Below are 25,288 nucleotides of genomic sequence, written 5' to 3'. Positions count from 1 at the left end.
GCTCGCTATTCTGCCAGTACAGGTTGCTCGAGTGTCTCCACCGGCAGGAACGGGCGATCGAGCCCGAAGCTAGCCGGGCCGAAGACCGCCAGTGCCTCCGGGGTTCTCATGATGGGTGGGGTCGCGATCCCGATGACCGCAACGCGCTGCCCGTACCGCAAGCCCTCGGTGGTGATGGGTTCGGCGGTATCGGCCTCGACGATGCAGATCAGGTCTGGCACGATCGCCACCATCACTCCGGATTGGACGGCGATCAGATTTTCGTTCTGGAACTGAACTTCCAGCTCTTCGTCTCCGACGCCGGCGATCCGCACCGAACCGCGAGCGAACCCCTCATCGGTTCGCCTGTCGACATCGATCACCTTGCCGTGAAAGAGAACTCGCCCGTATCCGTAGAGCGTGTCGGCGAGACTGTCGACAAGCGCCCGCACCGGGTCCACCCGCTGCTCACGTGAAAGTCTGATGGACCGGCCGATGGTCATGGCCAACGACAGAGTCCGTGGGATCGCCGTCCGCTTCACATCTGCACCCGTCATCGAGTACTGCGCGATGTGCGCCATCCCACCGAACCTCGACGTCACCCCGCGGGCGAGGCCCTCCAATCTGCTGTTGTCACTTCCGGTGTCGAAGATCGCCACCTCGTCGTGCTCGTTCGCCATGGCGAGCGGACTCGCCGAAATCCCGTACACCGAGAAGGTTTCCATCTCGAGCTGAGGAAAGGCTCGTCCCATCCCGTCGGCGTCGACAACCGGCAGTCCGCGCCGCGCTGCCACCAGCAACGGAATCATCGAATTGATCCCGCCGCACTCCATCGGCATCGTGGCATCTGCAGTTCGCCCCGTGTGCTTCTCCAATGTGATCAGCGCCAGCTCGGGTTCGGTTCCGCGCGGCATCTTCTCGACCACGACGGTCGGTGCACCCATCTGCGCGACGGGGATCACCCACGCGTCGTCGTCGAGCTCCTCCGGATCCAGAATCGTGATTTCACCGGCCTCACCGAGCGCCTGCGTGACCAACATCTTGCCGACGAACGGATCTCCCCCGCCGCCGGTGCCCAACAAGGCTGCGCCCCTGGCGAGGTCGTCGAGATCCGCCGTTCGTAGTGTCCAACTCATCGTGAGCCCTCCTGACCGGTGGAGACCAAACCACTGTGAAGTGCCAAGTCACCGACTGCCTTCACTCGAATACGTGTTGCGTTGCCCGGCAGATACGGAATCGGGACCTCGTCGAACTCCACGATCTGCACCGACTCGGGCCGTGCGCCTGCGGCGACTGCCCGATCGATCGCCTCCTGGCGAGCATCGTCGGCAAAAACCTGCCGGTGCCCGTCCCGCACCGCTTCGACTCGATCTACCTCACCACTGACCTGCGCGATCGCAGCGCCGATCGCATTGGCAACATCGAAGCGCTCAGGACGAATCACCGTTCCCAGGCCCGGGAGTTCACGCTCCAGCAGTACCGATCCCCCGCCAACCGCCACAACGGGAAGTGGATCCGACGTGGTCCGCATCTGTTCCACGGCGTCGGCGACTCGGCGCGAGATCCGGTCGAGTGCCGTCGACACCAGGCCGCGGTCGAGGTGCGCCACCGCACTGCGATCTCCGACGTCGGCCAAGCCTGCCGCGACGGCTATGTCGGTGGCCGTCAACGTGTCACCGCCGAATACGAGTGCCCGTGAACCCAATTCGTATCCCACAGATTCGGGTCCGACTGTGAGTCCGTCTGCATCCACCAGCGAACCACCACCGATACCGATCGAGAAGACGTCCGGCATACGGAAATTGGTCCGTACCCCGGCGACCGTCACCTCCGTGGTGGCTTCTCGCGGGAAACCGTTGGTCAATACGCCCACGTCGGTAGTGGTACCTCCGATGTCGATCACCGCACAGCTGGCCAGACCGGACAGCACAGCGGCGCCTCGCATGGAGTTGGTCGGCCCCGAAGCGAAAGTCGCCACCGGATAACGCCTCGCGTACTCGATGTCCATCAAGGTTCCGTCGTTCTGGCTCAGGTACAGCGGCGCGACAATGCCGTGCTCGACCAAAGATCGGGCAAGACCGTCGACGATGTGATCGGCGAGCTCGCGCAGCGCAGCATTGATGATGGTCGCGTTCTCCCGCTGAAGTAGACCCACTCGACCGATCTCGTGCGAGAGCGAAATTGCGACGTCCGGGCCGAGTTCCTCACGCACGATCTCCGCGGCGGCCGCTTCGCATTCGAGATTGACCGGAGAGAACACCGAAGATATTGCGACCGAACGAGTACCGCTGCGAGCCATATCGGCGGCATGGCGGCGAATCTCGTCGGGGTCCAGCGACGAAATACGACGACCGTCGAACTCGTGCCCACCGTGAGCGAGGTAGCGCCTTCCTTGCACAGCGGAGACCAGGTCTCGCGGCCACCCCACCATCGGCGGAAGCGCCGCGGTCGCCGGAAGCCCCAATCGCAGAGCCGCTGTCGGTGCAAGTCCGCGTTGCTCGATGAGAGCGTTGAGAAAGTGCGTCGTGCCGATCATCACTGCTTGAACAGCGCTGGGAGAGAACGAGTACTGCTGCTGCAGCGCCGTCAGAGCTCCGCCGATTCCGCCGGTGATGTCCTTGCTGGTCGAGTGTTTGACATGCCCGATGACGGTGGTCCCGTCCATCAGGACCGCATCGGTGTTCGTACCACCGACGTCGATTCCGATTCGCATCGCGAACTCCCTTCTACAGTGTGTGCCGTGCTAGTGCGTGAGCGCAGATTTTCCCGAAGTCTCTTGCGGCGCTTCGGTGGCGGTGCGTCCGACTCCGCGAATCAGGCCGAGTCGACCCGCGACGACGTAGAGAACGAAGGCCGAGGCCACCGCGTTGATCGACGGCAGGCCGAAGGTGCTGTAATGACCGATCAGCGCCGAGACGATCCAGATCACCAGCGTGGCCGGTACCCAAGTGGGTGCCGAGTTCGGGAGGGTACCCGCAGCTCGACTCTCCTCCAGATCCTTGCGCCATGTCTTGACGATGAAGTATTCCGCCACCATGATCCCGGCGATCGGCGGGAATCCGACGCCCAACAGGATCAGGAAGTCGGTGAACGAGTTGAGGATTCCGGCAGCCGCGAGGACCGAACCGGTGATGCCGACCACAGCGGTGACGACGGCGCGATTGATCCGTCGACCGAACACGACGTCGATGAAGTTCACGACGCCGAGCCCCGAGCTGTACAGGTTCCAGTCGTTGATCTTGAAGGTGCCGAGAACGATGATCAGAACGCCGACCCAACCGACCGACGAGAGAATGATCGTGGCGATGTCGGAACTGCGAACGGCATGGGCAAGAAGAACACCGGTCAGCCCGATCACGTATTCGCCCAACGTTATTCCGACGAGCGTCTGCTTCACGACATCGCCTGCCGTGCGGTTGAAGCGCGTCATGTCAGGTGTGATCACTGCTCCGGCAATGAAACCGCCTGCGACGATGGTAGTTCCGGCGAGGAAGCTGAGCTCCGGCCCGGCTGGAGCAGATGTCATCAGATCTGACAGCGAGTGATTACGCAGTTCGGCGACGACGGCCCAACCGACCAGGATCAGGAACAGCGGAACGGTGATGTTGGCGATCAGTTGCATGGATCCGAACCCGCGAAGGACTATCGCGGTAATCAGGAGACCGAAGGCCAAAGCCCACGCCCACTGCGGCAGAAACGGCATGATTCCGTGCAAACCTGATGCAGAGACAGCAGATTGAATGCCGAACCAACCGATCAGGCTGACCCCGATCACCAAACCGATCACCGCGGAACCTGCGTGCCCGAATCCACACCAGCGTGCGACCACCGATGTGTTGAGCCCTTCACGAACCCCGATGATGCCGATGAAAATACAGACGACCTCGAGAATCACCGCCCCGACTGTCAATGCCCAGAAGGCATTCCAGAACGTCATACCGTAGCCGAGCGTCGCACCGAGCAAGAACTGTGCGAGTGCCGATACCTGACCGAATCGCTGTACTGCCACCGAGAACCACGAATATCGTGCTTCGTCGGGAACGCGGGTGAGCGCGTAGTCGTCACCGTCGGACACTTCACCGCCGGCGGCGGTCGCTGACGTGTTTTTCATGACGGACTCCTCGAATAGTTGGGAAGTGTTCTCGGAGAAGACGGTACGAATGTGGCAGGGGTCACGCCTATGGGCGAATTGGCGTTTCTTCGTGTTACGACAATGCATTTCGCACAGTCGTCATTTCACACAGTCGCCAAATGGCACGGGTCTAACGCAACGCGTATCCGCCGTCGGGGTACAGCGTGGAACCCGTTGTGTACGTGTTGGTGAAGAGATAGAACACCGCTTGTGCAATCTCGTCTTCGTTCCCGACGCGGCCGAGCACGTTGTTCTCGGCGCTCCAGGTGAACGCGGCCTCCCGAACCTCCGCCGGGCGCTGAGCCCACAGATGCCCGTCGATGGTTCCGGGAGCGACAGTGTTGACGCGGATCGGCGACAGTTCGACCGCCAGCCCCCGCCCGAGCCCCTCGATTGCCGCGTTGGCTGCAACGTATGCCGCGGCAGCTGCGGGTGGCCGCACACTGGCAGCGCCGGACATGAGGACCACCGATGCGGTGGGTGTCAGCTTGTCGAGCGCAGCGTGCACGACGCGGTACTGCCCCCAGAACTTGGAGGTGAACGGCGACGCCGCTTCCTCGACGCTCTGTTCACGGAACGAGCCGACCTGGTAATCGGCAGCCGTGGTGAAGAGAGCATCGACGCTGGGGATGTTGGTGAAGAACTCTTTCACCGAGTCGTCGTCGGAGGTGTCGACGGTGAACCAGTGCGCAGCCTCACCCAGCTGCGCGGCCGCTGCTTCGAGCTTGGATGCGGTTCGGCCACCGAGAACTACCTGCGCGCCGGCGTCGACGGCAAGCTGCGCCACTCGCAGCCCGATGCCTGTTCCGCCGCCGATCAGTACGACGGTCTTGCCTGAGAGAGGAGAAGGTGTCGTTGTCATGCAGCGACTGTAGGGCTCACCGAATTGTCCCGACATGTGCAGAACGCACAGATTTCACTACGGAACAGTGCTAAGTATCGAGACTTAGCTGGTAGAGGACACCGCCCCCGGGGATCTCGCTTGACGACGTTTGCTGCGTCGAAACTGCCTTCACATGTACTCCTCCTTCGAGTTCGCTTGTAACAAAACAACTCCCACGACCGAAAATGTCGGTGAACCACAACAGCGAAGGGAAGTAACGACTATGGGATCAGCAGACGTCATGGCCTGGCTCGCCGAGGGTTACCTCGCCGGCGATCCGATTCGCTATCCGCTCTACGTCGGATCGATGTTCCTCGCGATGCCGTTCCAACTAATCGGCGTAATTCTGGGTCACCCCTTCTGAATCGTCACATCAGGCCAGGGCGGACGACGTAGAACGGCCAGAGTTGCGATCACTGCGGCCGCCAACCCGATGAACTCCCCCATCAAAGCCGCCCTGGTGTGATCGACGGCCGGTGACCACGACGGCTCACCCTCGTGGATCGAGAACACTCCCACTGGCACCGGTATCGGGTCGCGGCGCCACCGCCGGTGTAGACGCGAAACCGTGATGATCGTCGATCCGTCGCTGGTCTGGTGCGGTTCTCCGAAGATCATCGAGGTCCCGGAATCCGCCCGAAGTCGCTCCACCGCATCACGAATCTCCATGATCTCCATCGTCGCACCGAAACAGCAGCCCTGTGCGAGTATCGGTCGATGGCAGAGTGGTGGAATCCGAGCAGGCGCGTCGAGCGATGGTGGCAGACGATCGTGCTGGTTTGGCTACTCGTTTTCTTCGGCCCAAGCACCATCGACAAGGTCATCACAGAACCCACAGCTTGGAATTGGACATTCCTCGCAATCTGGCTTTTCGCGACGGTCGGGTCTGCTTACTACGCAGTCCAAGCCTGGCGAAGCAGGAACAAACCTCAGTCGGTGTGGTGGGAAGGGACAACTGCCCCCACCGAAATCCCTGCCGACGACGTCCGTAGCGCACTCGCGTCGACAGACGACCGCATTCCCGCAATCAAGGCACTACGCGAACTACATCCGGGCTTGGGCCTGAAGGATGCGATGGATCTGATCGACGCCCAGCGGGGCGAACAGGGCCCGCAACACCGATAGTTGCGACCATCACAATCACAGTTAGGTATCGACACCTGACCGCCACGATCGGGCAAGCACGCCAGGAGTTAACCACCTGACAGACAGGCTGTTTCGCCTAGTTTGACAAATGTGGTCAATCGGTGAGCGTCGACTCGACCGATTCAACTCACCGTACCAATCGAATTCGCCGTTCAGCATTCCACTCATGACCCAATGCCACTATTACCCAACGATTTACAACCGGAACTACGGCATCCAGTGAGAACTTTCGCGACAGTGCAGCATCTTTCGTCCAGTTGAGTTGACCGAAACTTGACGTTACGTTGAATTTCAAAACAATAGCCCGGTCTTGACCTGCGATGGTGTGAGCGAAACGCCCACCTACGCGTGACACGTGGCCGCACTGATGGGCGCTGTGAATGCCTGAACGTTCGAGGAGTGGAATGACTGCGGTCAAAACTGCGTGGCGTGAACTACGGAAACCCGTGTTCATCCCCGCGTCGATAGTGATCTTTGCCCTGATCGCCTTTGCCGTGATCTACGCGGGAACAGCCGCGGACGCTTTCGAAACACTCAACAACGTGATCAGCGACGGCGTCGGCTGGTGGTACATCCTCTCGGCCACCGGTTTCGTGATCTTTGCGCTGTACTGCGGAATCAGCCGCATCGGCAACATCCGATTGGGACGTGACGACGAGCAGCCCGAGTTCGGGATGCTCTCGTGGTTCGCGATGCTCTTCAGCGCCGGCATGGGCATCGGGCTCGTGTTCTACGGAGTAGCCGAACCACTTTCGCACTACGTGACCCCACCCGTCGCCGGGCAGATCGCCGGATCCACGGACGCCGCAGCCAATCAAGCAATGGAACTGACGCTGTTCCACTGGGGCCTTCATGCATGGGCGATCTACGTCGTCGTCGGCCTCGGTCTGGCGTACATGACCTACCGCAAGGGTCGTCCGCTCTCGATCCGTTGGTTGCTCGAGCCGCTCCTCGGACGGGCTCGCATCGAAGGAAAGATCGGCCACGCCATCGACGTCGTCGCCATCGTCGGCACGCTGTTCGGTGTCGCGACGTCGCTGGGCTTCGGTGTCCAGCAGATCTCGGCCGGCCTCGACTACCTCGGCTGGGTGGAGACCGACAACTGGTTGGTCATCACCATCATCGTCATCGTGACGGGCATGGCGACCTTCTCGGTCGTCTCCGGTGTCACGAAGGGCCTCAAGTGGCTCTCCAACATCAACATGATGCTCGCTGCCGCGCTGGCACTGTTCGTCCTGATTCTGGGACCGACGCTGTTCCTCATGCAGTCGTGGGTGCAGAACCTCGGCGGATACGTCCAGGCCTTGCCCGAACTGATGCTGCGTACGTCCCCGTTCGCCGAAGACGGCTGGCAGGGTGCATGGACCATCTTCTACTGGGGTTGGTGGATGAGTTGGGCACCGTTCGTCGGCATGTTCATCGCGCGCATCTCACGCGGCCGCACCATCCGCGAATTCGTCTTCGGTGTGCTGCTGGCCCCGACGCTGGTCGGTTCGTTGTGGTTCACGATCTTCGGTAACTCCGGCATTCTGCGTCAGCGCAACGAGGGCACGATGCTCGACGCATCCGGCGCAGTGGACACCAACACGTCATTGTTCACGCTTCTCGACGGACTTCCGCTCGGAACGATTTCGAGTGTTCTCGCGATCGTCGTGATCGTGTTCTTCTTCGTCACGTCCGCGGACTCCGGCTCGATCGTCATCGACATCCTCGCGACCGGTGGCAGCTTGGAGACCTCCAAGATCACGCGTGTCTACTGGACGTTCCTCTCCGGTGCCGCGGCCGCAGTTCTCCTCATCGTGGGTGGCAGTGGATCGCTCACGGCGCTGCAAACCGTTGCCATCGCCACGGCGGTACCGTTCTCGGTCATCATGGTGCTGGCATGTCTGTCGATGCTGAAGGCGTTCCGATACGAGGTCGCTTCAGCACCACGCTACCTGCGGGTTTCTACAAATGCCTCGGCATCGACCGACGTTCCGCAACCCACCGAAAAGCGGCTCCGCGATCTGAAGATCTCGTCGACCTTCGCCGGGCTGACCCCGTCACAAAGCGGAATCATGACGGATCCCTCCGACGCCCACATGCTCGTCGCGGTCCACGAAGTTCCCGCCCATGCGGTCAACATCGACCCGGATACCGGCGCCGTCGACTTCTCCGAGGAATCGAAGGTCGTCGATCCGCTGGGCGGAGAGGTGTTCGACACACCCGAGTTCGCCGACTCGGCAGAAGGCCACGCGCAAGCTGCCAGTACGGACTGACCGGCACGTTCGGCATGTTGCATTAGGCATATCTGTTCACCAACTCGCAAACTTGTCATGAGACTTTCAACTCGACAGTTCGCAGGACTCTAAGTTTCGTGAGTAGAACAGGACCAACGGGTTTGCCACTCCAGTCGCAGTCGGAGACGGAACAATCTTTCGGGATTCCGTCCGTATTCCTACGGTCGGCGCATGCACCTGCGCCGCGCACGCTCATCGACATCGTGCGGGCCTCAGCCGAGGCCAACCCGGAAGCACCCGCCATCGACGACGGCGACACCACACTGTCGTACTCGGAGTTGCTCGACGAGATCGAGCTCGGTGCGCGCTGGCTCGGTGATGCCGGCGTCGGCGCAGGTGACCGCGTCGGAATCAGGATGCCGTCAGGTTCGCGTTCGCTGTACGTCGCGATCCTGTCGATCCTCGCGGCGGGCGCCGCCTACGTTCCCGTCGACGCCGACGATCCGGAAGAGCGCGCCGAGTTGGTGTTCGGCGAGGCGCAGGTAGCGGCGATCATCACCGGCGACGGAATCCAGCCGGGGACGGCGCCGAAGCGGCTCGAACATCCACCGGTTCGCGAACCCGAACCCGAGGACGACGCCTGGATCATCTTCACCTCAGGATCCACGGGCACCCCCAAGGGCGTCGCGGTCACTCACCTCAATGCCGCTGCCTTCGTCGACGCCGAGGCGCGCATGTTCCTCCAGGACGAGCCCATCGGGCCTGGTGACCGCGTCCTCGCGGGACTCTCCGTGGCATTCGACGCGTCCTGCGAGGAGATGTGGCTCGCGTGGCGCCACGGCGCCTGCCTCGTCCCGGCTCCTCGTTCGCTGGTTCGCAGCGGCATGGACCTCGGCCCGTGGCTGGTCTCGCGTGACGTCAGCATCGTCTCCACTGTGCCGACGCTTGCGTCTCTGTGGCCGGCCGAGGCCCTCGAAGCCGTTCGACTCCTGATCTTCGGCGGCGAAGCCTGCCCACCCGAACTGGCAGAGCGCCTGGCCGTCGAGGGCCGCGAGGTCTGGAACACTTACGGCCCCACCGAGGCAACCGTCGTCGCCTGCGGCGCACTGATGGACGGCAAGAGTCCCGTCAGCATCGGCCTCCCCCTCGACGGCTGGGACCTTGCCGTCGTCGACGCCCAGAGCAATCCCGTCGCGGTCGGTGAGGTGGGCGAGCTGGTGATCGGCGGCGTCGGCCTCGCCCGTTACCTCGATCCCGCGAAGGACGCCGAGAAGTACGCGTCGATGCCCTCTCTCGGGTGGGAACGCGCCTACCGAAGCGGCGACCTGGTCCGGCTCGAGACCACCGGCCTGATGTTCCAGGGCCGCGCGGACGATCAGGTCAAGCTCGGCGGCAGGCGCATCGAACTCGGTGAGGTCGACAACGCCTTGCAGAACCTGCCGGGCGTGAGCGGCGCTGCGGCCGCCGTGAAGAAGACGGCAGCCGGCAACCAGCTCCTCGTCGGATACATCGCCAGCACGGATCCCAACTTCGATCTCAAGGCCGCTCATGCGCTGCTCAGCGAGCAACTACCAGCGGCCCTCGTGCCGCGTCTGGCGTTGATGGACGAACTTCCGACGCGTACGTCAGGCAAGGTCGACCGCAATGCGCTGCCGTGGCCGTTGCCCGGCGCCGGTGAAGATGCGGGGGCCGCGTTGGGCCTCGACGGCACCGCTGCCTGGGTTGCCGGTCTGTGGGGTTCGATCCTGGGCGCGCAGATCACCGGACTCGACGACGACTTCTTCGAAGTGGGCGGCGGATCCCTCTCTGCGGCTCAGCTGGTAACCGCCCTGCGCGAGCGGTTCCCCGAAGTGACCGTCGCACAGCTCTACGACCACCCACGGTTGGGATCGCTCGCCGAATATCTCGACGAATTGGCACCCACCGAAACTGTGGAGCCGCGCATCGTCGCTCCGACACCCTTGAAGACTCAGCTCGCGCAGATCGCCGTCACCGTTCCGCTCACGACGCTCACCGGACTGCAGTGGGTGACGTGGCTGGCGATCGCGAACAACGTCCTCGGCTGGTTCGTCGACGTCAGCTGGGCGCCCACGGTCTCGTGGTGGTGGATCCTGTTGGCGTTCATCGTGTTCATCACGCCGATCGGCCGTATGACCATCGCCGTCGTCGGGGCGCGCCTGCTCCTACGCAAGTTGGAGCCAGGAACGTACCCGCGAGGTGGTAGTGAACACCTGCGTCTGTGGATAGCGCTCCGACTCACCGAAGCCAGTGGCGCAGCCAACCTTTCGGGCGCACCGTGGATGCTCTACTACGCCCGCGCCCTCGGCGCCGACATCGGCAGCGGCGTCGATCTCCACACACTTCCTCCCATCACCGGCATGCTCGAACTCGGTGACGGCTGCTCCGTCGAACCCGAAGTCGACCTCTCCGGCCACTGGATCGACGGCGACGTCATTCACATCGGCGAGATCAAGATCGGTGACGGCGCCTCCGTCGGTTCACGCTCGACGCTTCTGCCCGGCGCGCGTATCGGTCGGGACGCCGTCGTCGAACCCGGATCTGCGGTGTTCGGCCGAGTGAAGGCAAACCAGCAGTGGGCCGGCTCCCCCGCCACCAAGGTCGGGAAAGCGAATCATCCTTGGCCGGCCGAACATCCGAAGCGCGCACCCGGCTGGGTGCCGGTATACGGCGTCACCTCGGTCTTCCTGGCCGGTATGCCGATCTTCGCGCTGATGGCCGGAATCGCCTTGATCGGTTGGTGGATCCGCGACACCGACACGCTCGCGAGTGCAGTGCTCCAATCGCTGATCATGCTTCCCGTCGCGACCATCCTGAGTTTGCTCGTCTTCGCAGTCGTCACACTGGTGGCCGTTCGTCTTCTCTCGATCGGGCTGACCCCCGGCTACCACCCTGTCCGCAGCCGCATCGGCTGGCAGGTGTGGGCGACCGAACGCCTGCTCGACTCGGCCAGAACCTTCCTCTTCCCGCTCTACGCGAGCCTGCTGACGCCGGGATGGCTCCGCCTCCTCGGCGCCAAGATCGGCAAGAACGTCGAAGCATCCACCGTGCTCCTCCTTCCCAAGTTCACGACGGTCGCCGACGGCGCATTCCTCGCCGACGACACCATGGTTGCGAGCTACGGCCTCGGCGGCGGCTGGATGCACATCGAACAGGCCAAGATCGGCAAGCGTGCGTTCCTCGGCAACTCCGGTATGACCGCCCCCGGTCGACGCGTCCCCAAGAACGGTCTCGTGGCGGTTCTGTCGGCCACCCCGTCCAAGGCCAAGTCCGGATCATCGTGGCTGGGTAGTCCACCGGTACGTCTGAGAAGGGCTGCCGGGGACACCGACGCCGCCCGCACGTTCAATCCGCCCATGCGCCTCAAGATCGCCCGCGGAGTGGTCGAAACCTGCCGACTGATCCCCGTCATGGTCACGTTCGGCATCGGTCTCGGTGTTCTGTTTGCACTCGAAGCACTGGTCGGCGCAGTCGGATTCTGGTTCGCGGCTCTGCTGAGCGGCGTAATTCTGCTCGTCGCCGGAGCAGTGGCGGGCGCGATCACCATCGCCGCCAAGTGGATCGTCGTCGGACGCATCGCCAAGGTCGAGCATCCGCTGTGGAGTTCGTTCGTCTGGCGAAACGAGGTAGCCGACGCCTTCGTCGAGACCGTCGCGGCGCCGTGGTTCGCTCGCGCGGCGACTGGTACTGCCGTACTGAACATCTTCTTGCGTGGACTCGGGGCCAAGATCGGTAAGGGCGTTTGGTGTGAGTCGTACTGGCTACCCGAGGCAGATCTTGTGACTTTGGGCGACGGAGCGACAGTGGAACGGGGGTGCGTCGTGCAAACTCATCTCTTCCATGATCGGATCATGTCCATGGACACCGTCACTTTGGGAGCAGGAGCAACGCTGGGACCGCACTGTGTCGCGCTACCCGCAGCCGGCATCGGCGCGGGAGCGACGGTAGGGCCTGCATCTCTGGTGATGCGAGGTGACACCGTTCCGCCCTCCACCCGCTGGCAGGGCAATCCGATTGCACCGTGGGTGGCGTCGTGAAGCCGAACAGAATGCTCGAAGAGCCGCTCGATCCGTACCTGCCACACAACGGCAACCGCGGGTACCGCGTGTCTCGGTACGAACTGGAACTGACGTACAAGGTCTTCAGTAACCGTCTCGCCGGCAAGGCAGTCATCACCGCTGTCACCACCGAGAGCCGATCCAAGTTCAGCTTCGACCTCGCACAGAACCTGCAGGTGTCCAAGGTGTCCGTCAACGGTGCCCGCGGCACCAAGTACGCGCACTTGAACAACAAGCTGATCCTCACGCCGTCTACCAAGATCCCCGCGGGCGGTGCCCTGTCGGTCACCATCGCGTACAGCGGCAACCCCGAGCCGATCAAGAGCCTGTGGGGCGAAGTCGGCTGGGAGGAACTCGACGAAGGAACTTTGGTCGCAAGTCAGCCCAACGGCGCGGCGTCCTGGTTCCCGTGCGACGACCATCCGATTTCCAAAGCGTCGTACCGAATCTCGATCACCACCGATTCCCCGTTCTATGCCCTCGCCAACGGCAAGCTGATCCGCAAGCAGACCCGTGCGAGTCAGACGACGTGGGTCTACGAGCAGACCGAACCGATGGCAACCTACCTGGCAACCATTCAGATCGGTCAGTACGAGCACCGACAAGTGAGCGCCGGGCCGGTACCGGTCTTCGCCGTTCACCCACCTCGGCTGCGAGCAGCGTTCGACGTCGACTTCGGGCGCCAACCCCAGATGTTGGAGGTCTTCGGAAAGCTGTTCGGACCGTATCCCTTTGCCGACTACACCGCTGTGGTCACCGACGACGAACTCGAAATCCCCATCGAAGCGCAGGGACTCTCGATCTTCGGAGCCAACCACTGCACAGGCAGGCGCGGTTCCGAACGTCTTGTCGCACACGAGCTTGCCCATCAATGGTTCGGCAACAGCCTCACTCTCGGGCAGTGGTGCGACATCTGGCTGCACGAAGGCTTTGCCTGTTACGCGGAGTGGATCTGGTCCGAGAATTCCGGTGGCCCGTCCTCGAACCAACTCGCGACAAACGCCTATCAAGGGCTCGGGCGTAAATCTCAGGACTTGATCGTCGCCAATCCCGGTCCTGCCCTGATGTTCGACGATCGAATCTACAAGCGGGGCGCATTGACTCTGCACGCCCTGCGCGGCGTTCTCGGAGACGAGAAGTTCTTCGAACTGATCCGTCAGTGGACCACGAAGCATCGGCACAGCACGGTCAGTACCGAGCAATTCACCGATCTCGCTTCACGTTTCACCGACACTCCATTGCGCCCACTGTGGGATGCATGGCTGAATCAGCGCTCCCTGCCTCGTCTCTGACGCTCTCTCACCGCGATATCACCACGCCGAAACATTCCGAATGCGCCGATTATCTTTGTCTTACCTTTACTATAGAGGTGGGCCGAGGGACGACCCCGACAACACAATTCTCAGGGCACGCTTCCTCGACAGGTAGATCGGGGGATCGATGTTCGTTGTATTCACAATATGTTTCGTGATCGGGGTCGTGGCCCTGGTCGGAGCCTTTGCCGTCGGCGAGGTTGCAGATCTGGGCGGCGGCCACGCAGACGGGCTGCCATTTCTGAGCCTGACAACCTTGGCCACAGCACTTTTCGGCTTCGGCGCCGGCGGCGTAGCTGCCACTCTCGCGGACGCTCCGACATTGGTAGCGGCGATTGCAGCACTCGCACTCACCGCCGTTCTCGTTGTCGTCACGCGCGGCCTACTTCTCCCCTATCTCCTTGAACAACAAGATAATTCGCACATCGGACGAGCTTCGTACTCCGGGCTGTTGGGCACCGTCACTCTCACCATTGCAGCCGAAGGTTGGGGAGAAGTCTCGTTCGTCGACGCCGAAGGCAATCGCGTGCAGGCCAAGGCCGTCAGTGCACAGCCGATGGCGCTCACCACCGGCACCACCGTCTACATCGCCGATGTAGACGATCAATACCTTCACGTCGTCACGGTTGACGACGCGATCTAAGGACTCGATACATGCTGCCAATCATCATCATTGCGGTTGTAGTCGCAGTAATCATCTTCATCGTTCTCCCCGCGATCTACGTGAAGAACTACGTCAAGGTCCCGCCGAACGAAGTGGCGGTTTTCACCGGACGAGGCAAGCCGAAAGTCGTCCGCGGCGGAGCCCGGTTCAAGATTCCGGGAATCGAACGCGTCGACATCATGTCGCTCGAGCCGTTCAACGTCAGCATCAATCTCAAGAATGCGCTCTCCAACGACGGTGTTCCGGTCAACGTCGAGGCAGTCGGCCTGGTACGAATCGGTTCCGCCGACGAAGCGGTTCAGACAGCGGTGCAACGATTCCTGACCTCCGACCTGGACGAACTCCAGCAGCAGATCAACGAAATCCTCGCCGGCAGCCTGCGCGGAATCACCGCGACCATGACGGTCGAGGATCTGAACTCCAACCGCGATTCGCTCGCACGCAGCGTGGTCGAGGAGGCAGGCGGCGACCTCGCACGCATCGGCATGGAAGTCGATGTCATCAAGATCGCGGGAATCTCCGACTTCAACGGCTACCTCGAATCGCTCGGTCAGCGCCGCATCGCCGAGGTCAAACGTGATGCCGCGATCGGAACTGCTGAAGCAGAGCGTGATTCGCAGATCCAGTCGGCAAAGGCGCGACAGGCAGGCTCCGTCGCACAGGCCGAGGCCGACACTGCGATCGCGAGTGCAAATCAGAAGCGCGACGTCGAACTCGCTCGCCTTCGAGCACAGACCGAAGCCGAGAACGCCGAAGCCGACCAGGCCGGACCACTCGCGCAGGCAACGGCCGAGAAGGCCGTCGGCATCGCACGTGAGCAGGCCGAGGCGGCCCGCGTCGAAGCTCGCACCGAGGTCGAGCGTCGTCGCGCCCAGCAATCGGAAGCGGCATTGCAGGCAGATGTCATTGCACCGGCCGAGGCCGAACGCCAAGCCTCCATCGCACGCGCAGAGGGTGAGCGACAGGCCGCGATCCTCCGCGCCCAGGCACAGGCCGAGTCAGCAAGGCAGGCCGGCGGGGCTCAGGCCGATGCACGAAAGCTCGTCGCCGACGCTGTTCGCTCCGAGCAGCAGGCTGATGCCGACGGCCTTCGAGCACGTCTGGAAGCCGAAGCTGACGGCCGCAAGGTAGCGGCCGACGCCGTTCGCGCCGAACAGCAGGCCGAAGCGGATGGTTTGCGCGCCAAGCTCGAAGCCGAGGCTGCCGGTAAGCGTCAGATCGCCGAGGCGCTCAATTCCTACACCCCGCAGGCCGCGCAGTTGCTCACTCTGCCTGACGTTCTGGCAGCACTGGTCGACGCCACCGCAGCAGCAGCGAAGCCGGTCGGCGACATCGATCGGATCTCCATCGTCGGCGGCAGCGACGGGGCGCAGGGTTCGATCGGCTCGATCCTGGGCATCAGTCCCCAGGTGATTGCCGGTGTCATCGAAACTCTCGAAAGCTCAGGCGTCGATATCACCGGTTTGCTCAACGGCCTGAACAAGACCGCATCGGTTCCGGCCGGTTCGGTACACAATTCGGTCCACAGTTCGGAAAACGGTTCCGCAACTGTAGACGCGTGATTTCGCCCCGGTCCGCCGACTCTCGCAGGGGTCGGCGGACCGGCTTCACGCGCTCGGCAGGTGTGAACGCGACTTGAAGAGAATCAGAATCAAGCAGGCAGCGGCGGCGGCTGATCCGAACAGCAGAGTCACCGTGTAGCTCAGTGCCGGAATGCTTTCCGACAGCATCGCCAGCAACGCAGGCACCGCGAACCCGATGTAGGTGATCGAGTAGAACACCGCGGTCAATCCTGCCAGATCGTCCGGCCCCGCGATTCGCTGGATCTCCAGCAACCCGGACACCAGTGCCATGCCGTACCCGCAACCGAGGATCGCTGCAGCCACGATCGCGATCGCCACGGTCAGCGTCGACGCAACCAGAGCAGCACCGGCCATACCGACCACCAGAAACACCAGAGCCACAACGGCGCCACGAGCACTGCGGTCGGTGTCGATTTTGCGCCCCAACGACTGAATCGCGAATCCGCATGTCAGCGCGACCATGCACAGCAGAGCCGAAAAGGCCACGGGCGCATCGCCACTGTGCCCGGTCATGAGCGCCGGAATAACTGCATACGCGACACTGGCGGCACCGAACACCCACGGCGCCAACGGAACAACGACGTAGAGGAATCTGCGGTGACCTGCCGAGGGGATCTTGAGGTCGTCGATCAACCTGCGACGGTCGGATTTCGCCTGTGCCGGTCGTGTTTCGGGCGCACGCCACAGCGCCATGGCGGCGAGGACGGTGATCGCGATGTGCAGCACGTACGCCAACACACTCGGCATGGGCGCCCACTGCGCCAAGATTCCCGCAGCACCCGCTCCCAAGGCGAAGCCCGCGGTCAGACTCATCGCTGCTCGCCGAGCACCTGCGCCTTCCGACGCCGTCGGATCCCAAGGTTGCGTGGACAACTCCTTGACCCAGGAGCCGCCGACGGCCATACCGATCCCCAAGGCGATGCCACAGAGGATTCTTCCCAGGATGAGAGCAGCGGCGGAGTCCGCCCCGAAAGCGAGCAGCGTCGAACCGGCGATCGCGATGATCGGCGAGGGGAGCATGATCGGGCGTCGACCCAATCGATCGGACAGCGGGCCGCCGAGCAGCAGGGCCGGCACAATTCCGACGACGTAGGCGAAGAGGAAGAAATCGACCATCACCGGCGAATAGCCGTGGTCGAGTCGGTACATCACCAGCAGTGGGGTGAATTCGTTTCCGCCCCAGGCAGCGGCGAACATACTGGCGGCAACGGTCAGCCACAGCCACTTTCCGCCGGAGATGCGTTCACCCTCGAGACGAGTTTCGGCCGCGGTCCCAGCGCCGATCGTTTGGGTGCTCATCACAGAGTTCCTTCGAAGCCGAGGCCGTGGACCTGGCGCATGTGTGTGAGGACGGCAGTGTTGTATCCGTCGGCATCGCCTGTGTCGACGAGGTCGGTAAGCGCGGTGTGATCGGCAAGGATGCGCGAGAGTTGGCCGGGGTCGCGTGAGATCGACCGGGCTGTCATCCGTCGTTGCCTGTCGCGCAGACTCGCGTAGAACGAGTCGAGCAAAGGGTTCCCACCGGCGGCAACGATCATCTTGTGGAAGTCGGCATCGATTGCGCTGAACGCGGCCACGTCCCCGCGATCAGCAATCTCACGTTGCTCGATCAGATTCGCGCGCAACGCTGCGACAAGCGCTTCCCGTGCGTGCGGTCGGACCGACACCACTCGAACGCTCTGAGTCTCGACGAGCTGTCTGGCACTGACTACGTGTTCCGCTTCCCCATCCGCGACCGGGACGATCAGCGCCCCCTTCTTCGGATAGAGGCGCATCCAACCTTCCGACTCGAGACGCAGAAACGCCTCACGCACCGGCGTTCGGCTCACATTGGTCCGTGCAGCGATGTCACCCTCACTGATCAGCTCCCCGCCGGCGAGCTCGCCGGAAAGGATCAGCTCCTTGACTTCGCGGAAGACGGTTTCGGAAGCGGAATACAACATAGACACAAGATGTATTTATACTCCACGCTGGCGCAACGCAGACATCCGGGTCGCCGATCCGAACATCTCGGTCCGATGCGGCATCGATCCAGTTAGCATTGCAAGGTGCCAGACAGAAGAGGAATCAGTTCGCGATGAATGGCGCACGCTCCAGCCTTCGAGGACTGATGCACTCATGACATCGCAGATGAAGTCGATGAGGACGCTGACCCGCGAGTGGTTGATTCTTCCCGATCAATACGACCGCTTCACTCGCTATCTCCGCGACAACGGCCTCACGACCGCCACCCGGCTATTACTTGGCATCATTGTCATCGGACTGGGAGTGTGCGCACTACTGAACAGATTCAGCCCTGCCGGTCCGACAAGCACGATTGCGCTGTTCTTCAATACTGCTGTCGTGATCTCGTGCTTCGTAGTCGGAGTCTCATGGTGGGTCTTCGGCCCCACAAAGCGTCGCTCGTTCGGTTTCGTGGTCTTCTGCGACATCGCGGTCACGATCTCCGTCGTTGGAGATTCCTCCCAGCTCGCACGATTGCTCACCTGTGTCATTTTTGCTCTGGTCGGCATCTACATCGCCTACTTCCACAACCCGAAGTTGCAGATCGCGCACATAGCTTTCTCGCTTCTTGTGATCGCGGTGGCTGCGCAGCCAATTCTGTTCGGGCCGGATCGCGATCCAGCCCTTGGTGTTTCGAAAGTACTGGTCGTCATCACCGCGTTGGTGGTCTGCGCATTCATCTCGCAGATCGTGCTGACGATGCTCAGCATGGATGCTTCCAGTTCCGACCTCGATCCTCTCACCGGCCTCTTGAACCGTCGTGGCCTCGACCGCCACGTCGAGAAGGTACTCGAGGGGTTCCAGCGTCAAGAATCTGCGGCACTACTCGTGATCGCGATCGACATCGACCGGTTCAAGACGATCAACGACGTGCACGGCCACGACGTCGGCGATCGCATCATTCTCCGGGTATCGCAGCGGTTATCCGCCTGGGCACACGCTGATGCTGTCGTCGCGCGGGTCGGCGGCGACGAATTCATCCTCGTTCAAAGACTTTCCGTGCCAGCCATCGGACCGATGCTCAACTCGATCGGACCGGCAATGCACTCGAATTCCGACGAGATACCGTCGACTTCGAGCATCGGAATCGCCGTGCGTACCCACAAATTCGTCGCCGGAGAAGACCGCGCAGCAGCGTTCACGGACATGCAGAAAGTCGCCGATTCGGCGATGTACGAAAGCAAGAGACTCGGCGGCGGACGCGTTCACACGATCGTCACCACCGCCGGCAGGTAGCAGTACGCACAATTTCAGTAGTAGACCGGCCCTGGCACTCCTCCACCCGCTGCCACTGCGTCACCGGTGATCGCGATGCTTCGCGGCGATGCCAGGAAGGTCACGACGTCGGCTACTTCTTCGGCATCGATGATCCGATGTATCGAGTTCGTCGCGATACCACGCTCCACCTCTGCCTGCGAGCGGCCGGATTCTTCCGACTCGCGCGTAATCCGTGCGGTCAACCTCTCGGTCCTCGTCACGCCCGGATGGACGACGGTGACGTTGATTCCCTTGGGGCCCAGCTCGTCCGCAAGATTCTTGGTCAGTGCAGACACACTGACGTTGCGGATCGTGTGGGCGATCGAAGTGGCCTGTCTGGCACCCAAACCGCTGATGTTGATGATCCGACCCCAACCCTGATCAATCAGATACGGCGCCACAGCGCGCGCAGTTCGCAGGTACCCCAGCACTTTCACTTCGACTTCGTCTCGCACGACGTCGTCGGTGGTCGCCTCGAAATCCGTCGGCTTTCCGGCGCTGAACGGCGTCGCTGCCGAATTGACCAGAATGTCGACACCGCCGAACTCCATTACCACTTGCCGCACCGACGCCTGAACCGCGTCGTCGTCTCGCGTATCCGTCACGACTCCGATCGCACGAATTCCGAACTCCGAAACCAAATCTCGTGCAACGCTTACGACGGTTCGCTCAGTGCGCGCGAGTATCGCGATGTCGACCCCTTCAGCGGCCAGACCTCTGGCGATTGCCAGACCGATCCCCTTGCTACCACCGGCAACGATCGCACGCTTTCCAGACAAGTGAAGATCCATACCTGCGACACTATCCAACAGGCGGTCCCCGATCTCTACGAAGAGGGATCGGGGACCGTCGGAATCATTCCTGTGTCTCAGACCATCAGATCCGCGTACAGGTAGACGTTGTCGGCGTAGTTGCCCACACCGTCCTCGAATTGCAGTTCGCCGCCGCAGGTTACGACTGCCAACTTACGAGGGCCCTCCGGGCCGGCCAGCACGCTTTCCTCCACACCATCGGCCTTCGGGCGCGTCGTCACCGCAGTCACCTTCCACGACGTGCTCTTACCCGTCGCGTCGGATGTACGGATCACTTCACCCGGCTCGATCGTGCCCAGGTCGAACAGCGCGCCGTTACCCTGGCCGGTCAGATTGACGTGTCCGGCAATCAAGGTCGTGCCGGTGGCGGAATCGAGAGATGCACCGTCGAGCCAGATTCCGACGTTCTTGACGTTCTCCGGCGGAGTGAGAACTCCTTCCGGCACGGTGGCGTCCACGATCGGCGCCTGAACACCGACCGGGTCGAGCGAAAGGGTGTTGGGAGTCATCAACGCATCCGTAGGCGTTGCCGGATTCGCGGAGTGCGACATGACAACTCCCGGACTCGGCGGGATCGCAGCATCGTCATCGGAGGATCGCAGGCCGACGAAGGCCATGGAAGCACCGGCGACCAACACCGCGATGAGAGCCAGAATGAACGCGACACGACGCCCTTTGCCTGGACTCGCGGGCTGATCGTGGTTGGGATCGTCGTATGGATTGGATGGATTGGGATCCGACTCGTACATGGTCATCGAACTGTCTCCTGCGGGATGAGGCGCCCCCGGCACCTCGTGCGAATTGACGCCCCCTGCGTCTGATCAATGTCGGCACCGATCACACGAAGCGTGATCGGTGCCGACGTCTACTACACGTGCCTGGTGTCAGGATCGCTTGCGGCGGAGAGCAACTGCTCCGGCAGCAGCCATTCCGACAAGCCCGAGGCCCGTCACTGCGACGGCGACGTTGCGGCCTGAATTCTGTTCAGCAGCACCACCGTCGATGGCAACCGGGCGGGGGCCAGTGGCCGGCTTCGGAGCCGACGGCGCCGGAGTTGCGGGAGTTGCAACCGGCTGCGACGGAACAGGTGCACCCGGAACTACAGGCACGATCGGCACAACCGGCACGATGGGCACGATCGGAACAATCGGCACGATCGGAACGACCGGGGTTGCAGGCGTCGTGGTGGCCGGTGTGGTCGTTGCCGGTGTGGTTGTTGCCGGTGTGCTCGTTGCCGGTGTCGTCGTGGGTGCTGCTGCATATCCGACGCTGGCAGATGCATTCATCGAAGCCGGCCGAACGGTGTCGAACGACGCGAAGATCTGGCACTGTGCGCCTGCCGTGTTCCAGTGCAGGTTCTCGACCGAATCCGGAATGACGCTTGCAGTCACCGAGTAGTCCCCGCCGGCCGCAGCGGTGAGGCAAAGATCAACAGCAGTCGGTGCGTCGCCGCGGCCGTCGACCGTCAGTTGATTTGCAGTCAACGTCGCCTTGGCGTTGTCACCACAGACGGTCAGTTCGGTGCCCGCCGAGGACTGAACAGTGATCGGCTTCCGGTACATATTCGTATTCAGGGTGAAAACGGCAGTCTCGCCGGCCTTCAGAGTCCCCGTCGCGGGTGTCTTGCGAACGAGGTCGAGCGTCTGCGTGACGTTCATGATCTCGACGATGCGAGCTCGCTCGTCGTCTCCGATGTTCCTGTCGCACAGGCTTTTGAAATCGGCCATCAGCGGATTGTCGTAGTCCGAGACACACCACACAAGCGTCTGCCGCGCCGAACGTGCATCCTCGCTGCTATTTCCCGAAACGACACCGTCGAGTTTGGCGGGATTCTGCAGCAACCAACTGATGACAGCGAGATCGTCGGCTGACAGATCGGGATTGCCCGAAGACGGCACCGTCGCACCCATCTCGTCGTTGTGCTTGTCAACCGGCAAACCGTTCTCGTCGACACCGGCACACGGATCGAGATCGAAGTCCGTGCAGTACATCCATTCCGACTTCGCAATTCCGTCGACGTCGCGGACACCGCAGACCGGAGCATCCACCGCGGCCGAGGTACCCCGATCGGTGGTGCCGTACATCGGCACGATGTTGCCGTCGTTGTAGTGATCCAGCCGAATGCCGGAGATGTCGAGCATCTGCTCCGAGGGCGTGTACTCGGTGCCCTCACACAACCCGGCGGTGAACGCCGGAGCGGCCGCGGTTCGCACCGGCATCGGCGCGGACACAGCTGGCGAAGCAAAAGCAACGCTACTACCGGCGACCGCTACGGCAATAGCTGCAGTTAGCGAGAGCCGGAGAACAAGCGGCCTACGCCGTGAACCAGACACAGTCATCAAAGCTTCCCTTTCAAGACATTTCGGTAGCGGGACGGTTGCCTGGATTCCCAATACCACGCCACCCAGCGCTCACTTCCGAGAGGATCAGCCGATCACTTTTGGCAATCAGCCAGTTACTGAATGGCAATGTAGTGCATGTTTCAAGAATGATCACCCAATCGTCGAGCACCCAGGGCGCAGCTTGGACATTCGGATGACGAGTTAGCCATGAAGGTGACTGAACCTTTGTCCAACCGCACAACAATCGCGATCCCCCCAAAATCTGCTCATCCAACCGCGACGTTCCCGACATTTCGCCAACGCTAGCCAGTCGGTAACTTGGACATTCTGGGGAAACTCACAGGAAGGGGCGTTTTCAGCTCGCGCGCAAAAGAAGGGGCCCGCTATGCGGACCCCTTCGCCGGAAACTTCCAACCGAGACTGCTTTGTCGGGATTCGGGCAACTTGTAGATGCCCCAGAACAATCTCCACTCACATTGTGTGATTTGCCTCACATTCAAAGAATCTGTTGGTTTTGTTCACACCCTGAACCAATCTTTTGGTCCTCTTTGCGTCGATTATCCAGATCTCCGACGGCGGAACCCTGCCCTGCCGGAGAGCGGAGCACGGCCTCGGATCAGTCTCGGACCGGAGGCGCCTTCCTCGTGGTAACCGCAATGCGATTCCACGCATTGATCGTCAAAATGACGCTGATGAGCTGAGCCAGTTCCACGTCCGAGAATTCGCCGGCAGCCTCGCTGTACACCTCGTCCGGAACGAAACCGTCGGTGAGGACTGTCACGGCCTCGGTCAAGGCGAGCGCGGCACGTTCACGATCGGAGTACATCCCTCGCGCTTCTTCCCACGCGTTCAGTAGGTAGAGCTTCTGCTCCGTCACGCCGACCTTTCGTGCGTCGCGAGTGTGCATGTCCAGGCACCATGCGCAATGATTCAGCTGCGACGCACGCGTGAGGACCAGCTCGACGAGCGTCGGCTCCAGCCCCTTGCGTGCAGCGGCATCCAACGCAATCATCGCCTTGTAGACCTCGGGCGCCAGCTTTGCGATATCCAGTCTTTGTCCTGTTGCTGTAGTCATAACTCAAACGGTAATCCCGGAAAGACCCGGAAACATGGTTCAATCCGGTGGTGAATTCGTGGGCCAATCTTGGGTTCGATCTACATATCGAGCTGCCACAGGGAATCGGGGTTCGCGCTGCACTGCTTCAGACCCTTCGCGACGCGATCGACAGTGGACTGTTGAAGCCCGGCACCAGACTCCCACCTTCCCGCACCCTCGCGCTCGACCTCGGAGTTGCCCGAAACACCGTTGCGGACTGCTATGCCGAACTCGCCGCAGCTGGGTGGCTTGTCACACGGCCTGGTTCCGGGACCCTGGTCGCCACGCTCGCCAGCACACACACCCGCGAGGTCGAGCCATCACCGACTCGACGACGCTGGACCTACAGCCTTCTCCCTGGATCGCCCGACGCGTCGGCGTTTCCCCGCGCTGCATGGATTTCGTCCGCCAGACGTGCTTTGACCACCGCGCCGACCGACGCGTTCGCGACTACTGATCCCAGAGGCCGAGTCGAACTCCGAAACGCCCTCACCACATACCTGAGCCGCACCAGAGGCGTTCGCGTCGATCCGAACTGCATTGTGATCAGTGCCAGCTCGGGTCACGGGATCTCCCTCCTTGCCCGCGCACTCGGAGGAACGATTGCGGTCGACGCTTTCTGCCTTCACCTGCACCGGCAGTTGCTCGCCGACGAAGGGCTGCTGACAGTTCCCATATCGGTTGACGAATCAGGCACTTGCACAGACGAATTGGCGTCTACATCTGCTGAAAGTGTTCTGCTGACGCCGACCCATCAGTTCCCTCTCGGCGGTCCCCTCACACCGGCGAGGCGCGCGACCGCTCTCGAATGGGCCACGACTACGGGCGGCGTCATCATCGAGGACGACTACGACGGCGAATTCCGTTACGACAGAAAACCTGTCGGTGCACTCCAAGGAATCGCACCGCAGCACGTTGCGTACCTGGGCACTGTCAGCAAGACACTGTCGCCGGCAATTCGCATCGGATGGATGGTGTTGCCGGACAGGCTGATCGAACCTGTCCTCGCAACAAAGGGACCCTACGAACGCTGGGTAAGTTCAACGGATCAATTGACCTTGGCGGACTTCATCGAATCCGGAAGATTCGACAGCCATATTCGAAAGATGCGCACCTCGTACCGACGACGACGCGATCAACTGGTTGCGACACTTGCGCAGCAAGTACCCCAGGTCAGGGTCGAGGGGATCTCCGCGGGACTTCACGCTGTGATCCGTCTGCCCTCCGGCACCGAACAATCTGTTCTTGCAGCGGCCCGGGCGCGCGATCTCGGGCTCGAAGGGCTTTCGGTCTTCCGACATCCCGACGTGTCGTCAGTCGGCGGTGACGGCATCGTCGTCGGCTACAGCACGCCGACGCAGTCGCAGTACTCGAGGACGCTGGACGTGCTCTGCGAGGTGCTACAGGCAGCTCTGCGATAACGCCTGTCGGATCTGCCCATCCGCTCACCTGCCCTGCCCTGCCCTGCCCTGCCCTGCCCTGCCCTGATGGAGTGAACGTACCGTTCCCCTCGCCCAAGAGGGTGAGCGTGCCGTTCACTCGATCCCGGACGCGGTGGTGAGTCGGCGGCGTGCCCGCCCCTGATGGTGCGAACGGTACGTTCGGTCGATCTGAGGCGACGAACGTACCGTTCGCTCGAAGTCGGGGGTGTTTTGGGTACGAGAAAGCCCCCCAACCATCACTGGTTGGGGGGCTTCTCTAATGTGTGTTCGGCGGTGTCCTACTCTCCCACACCCTGTCGAGTGCAGTACCATCGGCGCTGAAGGGCTTAGCTTCCGGGTT

At 62.1% G+C, this 25,288-nt stretch carries 20 protein-coding genes and 1 rRNA gene; 9 read left to right on the top strand and 12 right to left on the bottom strand.

Going from position 1 to position 25,288, the window contains the following annotated elements; translation table 11 throughout:
- Positions 1–5: 5 nt before the first annotated feature.
- The 4 genes from AC1Q6C_RS22615 to AC1Q6C_RS22600 all read right to left on the bottom strand — a co-directional run bounded on the left by AC1Q6C_RS22615 (position 6) and on the right by AC1Q6C_RS22600 (position 4,973).
- Entirely contained in the window at positions 6–1,115 is a 1,110-nt protein-coding gene (locus AC1Q6C_RS22615; RefSeq protein WP_007727138.1) for an S-methyl thiohydantoin desulfurase family protein, read from the bottom strand.
- Positions 1,112–2,692, bottom strand: a complete 1,581-nt coding sequence (locus tag AC1Q6C_RS22610; protein ID WP_054187861.1) for a hydantoinase/oxoprolinase N-terminal domain-containing protein — start codon at positions 2,690–2,692, stop codon at positions 1,112–1,114. Before AC1Q6C_RS22610 ends, AC1Q6C_RS22615 begins: the two co-directional genes overlap by 4 nt.
- A 30-nt stretch (positions 2,693–2,722) precedes the next feature.
- Entirely contained in the window at positions 2,723–4,090 is a 1,368-nt protein-coding gene (locus AC1Q6C_RS22605) for a purine-cytosine permease family protein (protein ID WP_054187860.1), read from the bottom strand.
- A 151-nt stretch (positions 4,091–4,241) separates the two neighbouring features.
- On the bottom strand, positions 4,242–4,973 hold the full coding sequence (locus AC1Q6C_RS22600) for an SDR family oxidoreductase (RefSeq protein WP_054828021.1): 732 nt from the start codon (positions 4,971–4,973) through the stop codon (positions 4,242–4,244).
- A 244-nt stretch (positions 4,974–5,217) separates the two neighbouring features.
- Here AC1Q6C_RS22600 and AC1Q6C_RS22595 point away from each other — a divergent pair, with 244 nt between their 5' ends.
- Positions 5,218–5,358, top strand: coding sequence for a hypothetical protein (locus tag AC1Q6C_RS22595; RefSeq protein ID WP_003941170.1), 141 nt, complete (start codon positions 5,218–5,220; stop codon positions 5,356–5,358).
- Here AC1Q6C_RS22595 and AC1Q6C_RS22590 read toward each other — a convergent pair.
- A complete protein-coding gene (locus AC1Q6C_RS22590; protein ID WP_054828022.1) occupies positions 5,346–5,672 on the bottom strand; it encodes a hypothetical protein in 327 nt (108 codons plus the stop codon). The genes AC1Q6C_RS22595 and AC1Q6C_RS22590 overlap by 13 nt on opposite strands.
- 39 nt (positions 5,673–5,711) lie before the next feature.
- Here AC1Q6C_RS22590 and AC1Q6C_RS22585 point away from each other — a divergent pair, with 39 nt between their 5' ends.
- From AC1Q6C_RS22585 to AC1Q6C_RS22560, 6 genes are all read left to right on the top strand, one after another.
- The gene (locus AC1Q6C_RS22585) at positions 5,712–6,119 is read left to right on the top strand and encodes a hypothetical protein (protein ID WP_054828023.1); all 408 of its coding nucleotides are present in this window, start codon (positions 5,712–5,714) and stop codon (positions 6,117–6,119) included.
- Positions 6,120–6,544: 425 nt separating this feature from the next.
- Positions 6,545–8,398, top strand: a complete 1,854-nt coding sequence (locus AC1Q6C_RS22580) for a BCCT family transporter (RefSeq protein WP_007727149.1) — start codon at positions 6,545–6,547, stop codon at positions 8,396–8,398.
- A 122-nt stretch (positions 8,399–8,520) separates the two neighbouring features.
- Positions 8,521–12,414, top strand: a complete 3,894-nt coding sequence (locus tag AC1Q6C_RS22575) for a Pls/PosA family non-ribosomal peptide synthetase (protein WP_492666862.1) — start codon at positions 8,521–8,523, stop codon at positions 12,412–12,414.
- Between the two features lie 11 nt (positions 12,415–12,425).
- Positions 12,426–13,727: a M1 family metallopeptidase gene (locus AC1Q6C_RS22570; protein ID WP_462376017.1), complete on the top strand. Its 1,302-nt coding sequence runs from the start codon at positions 12,426–12,428 to the stop codon at positions 13,725–13,727.
- Positions 13,728–13,875: 148 nt separating this feature from the next.
- Positions 13,876–14,391, top strand: a complete 516-nt coding sequence (locus tag AC1Q6C_RS22565; protein WP_492666821.1) for a hypothetical protein — start codon at positions 13,876–13,878, stop codon at positions 14,389–14,391.
- Positions 14,392–14,402: 11 nt separating this feature from the next.
- Positions 14,403–15,974, top strand: a complete 1,572-nt coding sequence (locus AC1Q6C_RS22560) for a flotillin family protein (protein ID WP_003941083.1) — start codon at positions 14,403–14,405, stop codon at positions 15,972–15,974.
- Positions 15,975–16,019: 45 nt separating this feature from the next.
- Here the strand turns inward: AC1Q6C_RS22560 and AC1Q6C_RS22555 are convergent, their stop codons facing one another.
- Positions 16,020–17,294: an MFS transporter gene (locus AC1Q6C_RS22555; RefSeq protein WP_070161580.1), complete on the bottom strand. Its 1,275-nt coding sequence runs from the start codon at positions 17,292–17,294 to the stop codon at positions 16,020–16,022.
- Complete coding sequence (locus AC1Q6C_RS22550) at positions 17,294–17,938, bottom strand: GntR family transcriptional regulator (RefSeq protein ID WP_007727164.1); 645 nt, start codon at positions 17,936–17,938, stop codon at positions 17,294–17,296. Before AC1Q6C_RS22550 ends, AC1Q6C_RS22555 begins: the two co-directional genes overlap by 1 nt.
- Before the next feature lie 175 nt (positions 17,939–18,113).
- On the opposite strand from AC1Q6C_RS22550, the gene AC1Q6C_RS22545 reads away from it, so the two are divergent.
- On the top strand, positions 18,114–19,235 hold the full coding sequence (locus AC1Q6C_RS22545; RefSeq protein WP_125050252.1) for a GGDEF domain-containing protein: 1,122 nt from the start codon (positions 18,114–18,116) through the stop codon (positions 19,233–19,235).
- A 14-nt stretch (positions 19,236–19,249) separates the two neighbouring features.
- Here the strand turns inward: AC1Q6C_RS22545 and AC1Q6C_RS22540 are convergent, their stop codons facing one another.
- The 4 genes from AC1Q6C_RS22540 to AC1Q6C_RS22525 all read right to left on the bottom strand — a co-directional run bounded on the left by AC1Q6C_RS22540 (position 19,250) and on the right by AC1Q6C_RS22525 (position 23,485).
- Positions 19,250–20,047, bottom strand: coding sequence for an SDR family NAD(P)-dependent oxidoreductase (locus AC1Q6C_RS22540; protein ID WP_054187853.1), 798 nt, complete (start codon positions 20,045–20,047; stop codon positions 19,250–19,252).
- 77 nt (positions 20,048–20,124) lie between these two features.
- Positions 20,125–20,823, bottom strand: coding sequence for a class F sortase (locus tag AC1Q6C_RS22535; protein WP_007727173.1), 699 nt, complete (start codon positions 20,821–20,823; stop codon positions 20,125–20,127).
- A 129-nt stretch (positions 20,824–20,952) separates the two neighbouring features.
- Positions 20,953–22,407: a hypothetical protein gene (locus AC1Q6C_RS22530; RefSeq protein ID WP_238565165.1), complete on the bottom strand. Its 1,455-nt coding sequence runs from the start codon at positions 22,405–22,407 to the stop codon at positions 20,953–20,955.
- A gap of 619 nt (positions 22,408–23,026) precedes the next feature.
- Positions 23,027–23,485 carry a carboxymuconolactone decarboxylase family protein gene (locus AC1Q6C_RS22525; protein ID WP_007727180.1) on the bottom strand — a complete coding sequence of 153 codons (459 nt, stop codon included), beginning with the start codon at positions 23,483–23,485 and terminating at the stop codon, positions 23,027–23,029.
- Positions 23,486–23,532: 47 nt separating this feature from the next.
- On the opposite strand from AC1Q6C_RS22525, the gene pdxR reads away from it, so the two are divergent.
- Positions 23,533–24,927, top strand: a complete 1,395-nt coding sequence (pdxR, locus tag AC1Q6C_RS22520) for a MocR-like pyridoxine biosynthesis transcription factor PdxR (protein WP_007727183.1) — start codon at positions 23,533–23,535, stop codon at positions 24,925–24,927.
- Positions 24,928–25,213: 286 nt separating this feature from the next.
- Here pdxR and rrf read toward each other — a convergent pair.
- A 5S ribosomal RNA gene (gene rrf, locus AC1Q6C_RS22515) occupies positions 25,214–25,288 on the bottom strand; the annotation flags it as partial.

This window comes from Rhodococcus sp. MT28 (genome assembly GCF_058792695.1).
This window is presented reverse-complemented; position numbering and strand designations above follow the sequence as displayed.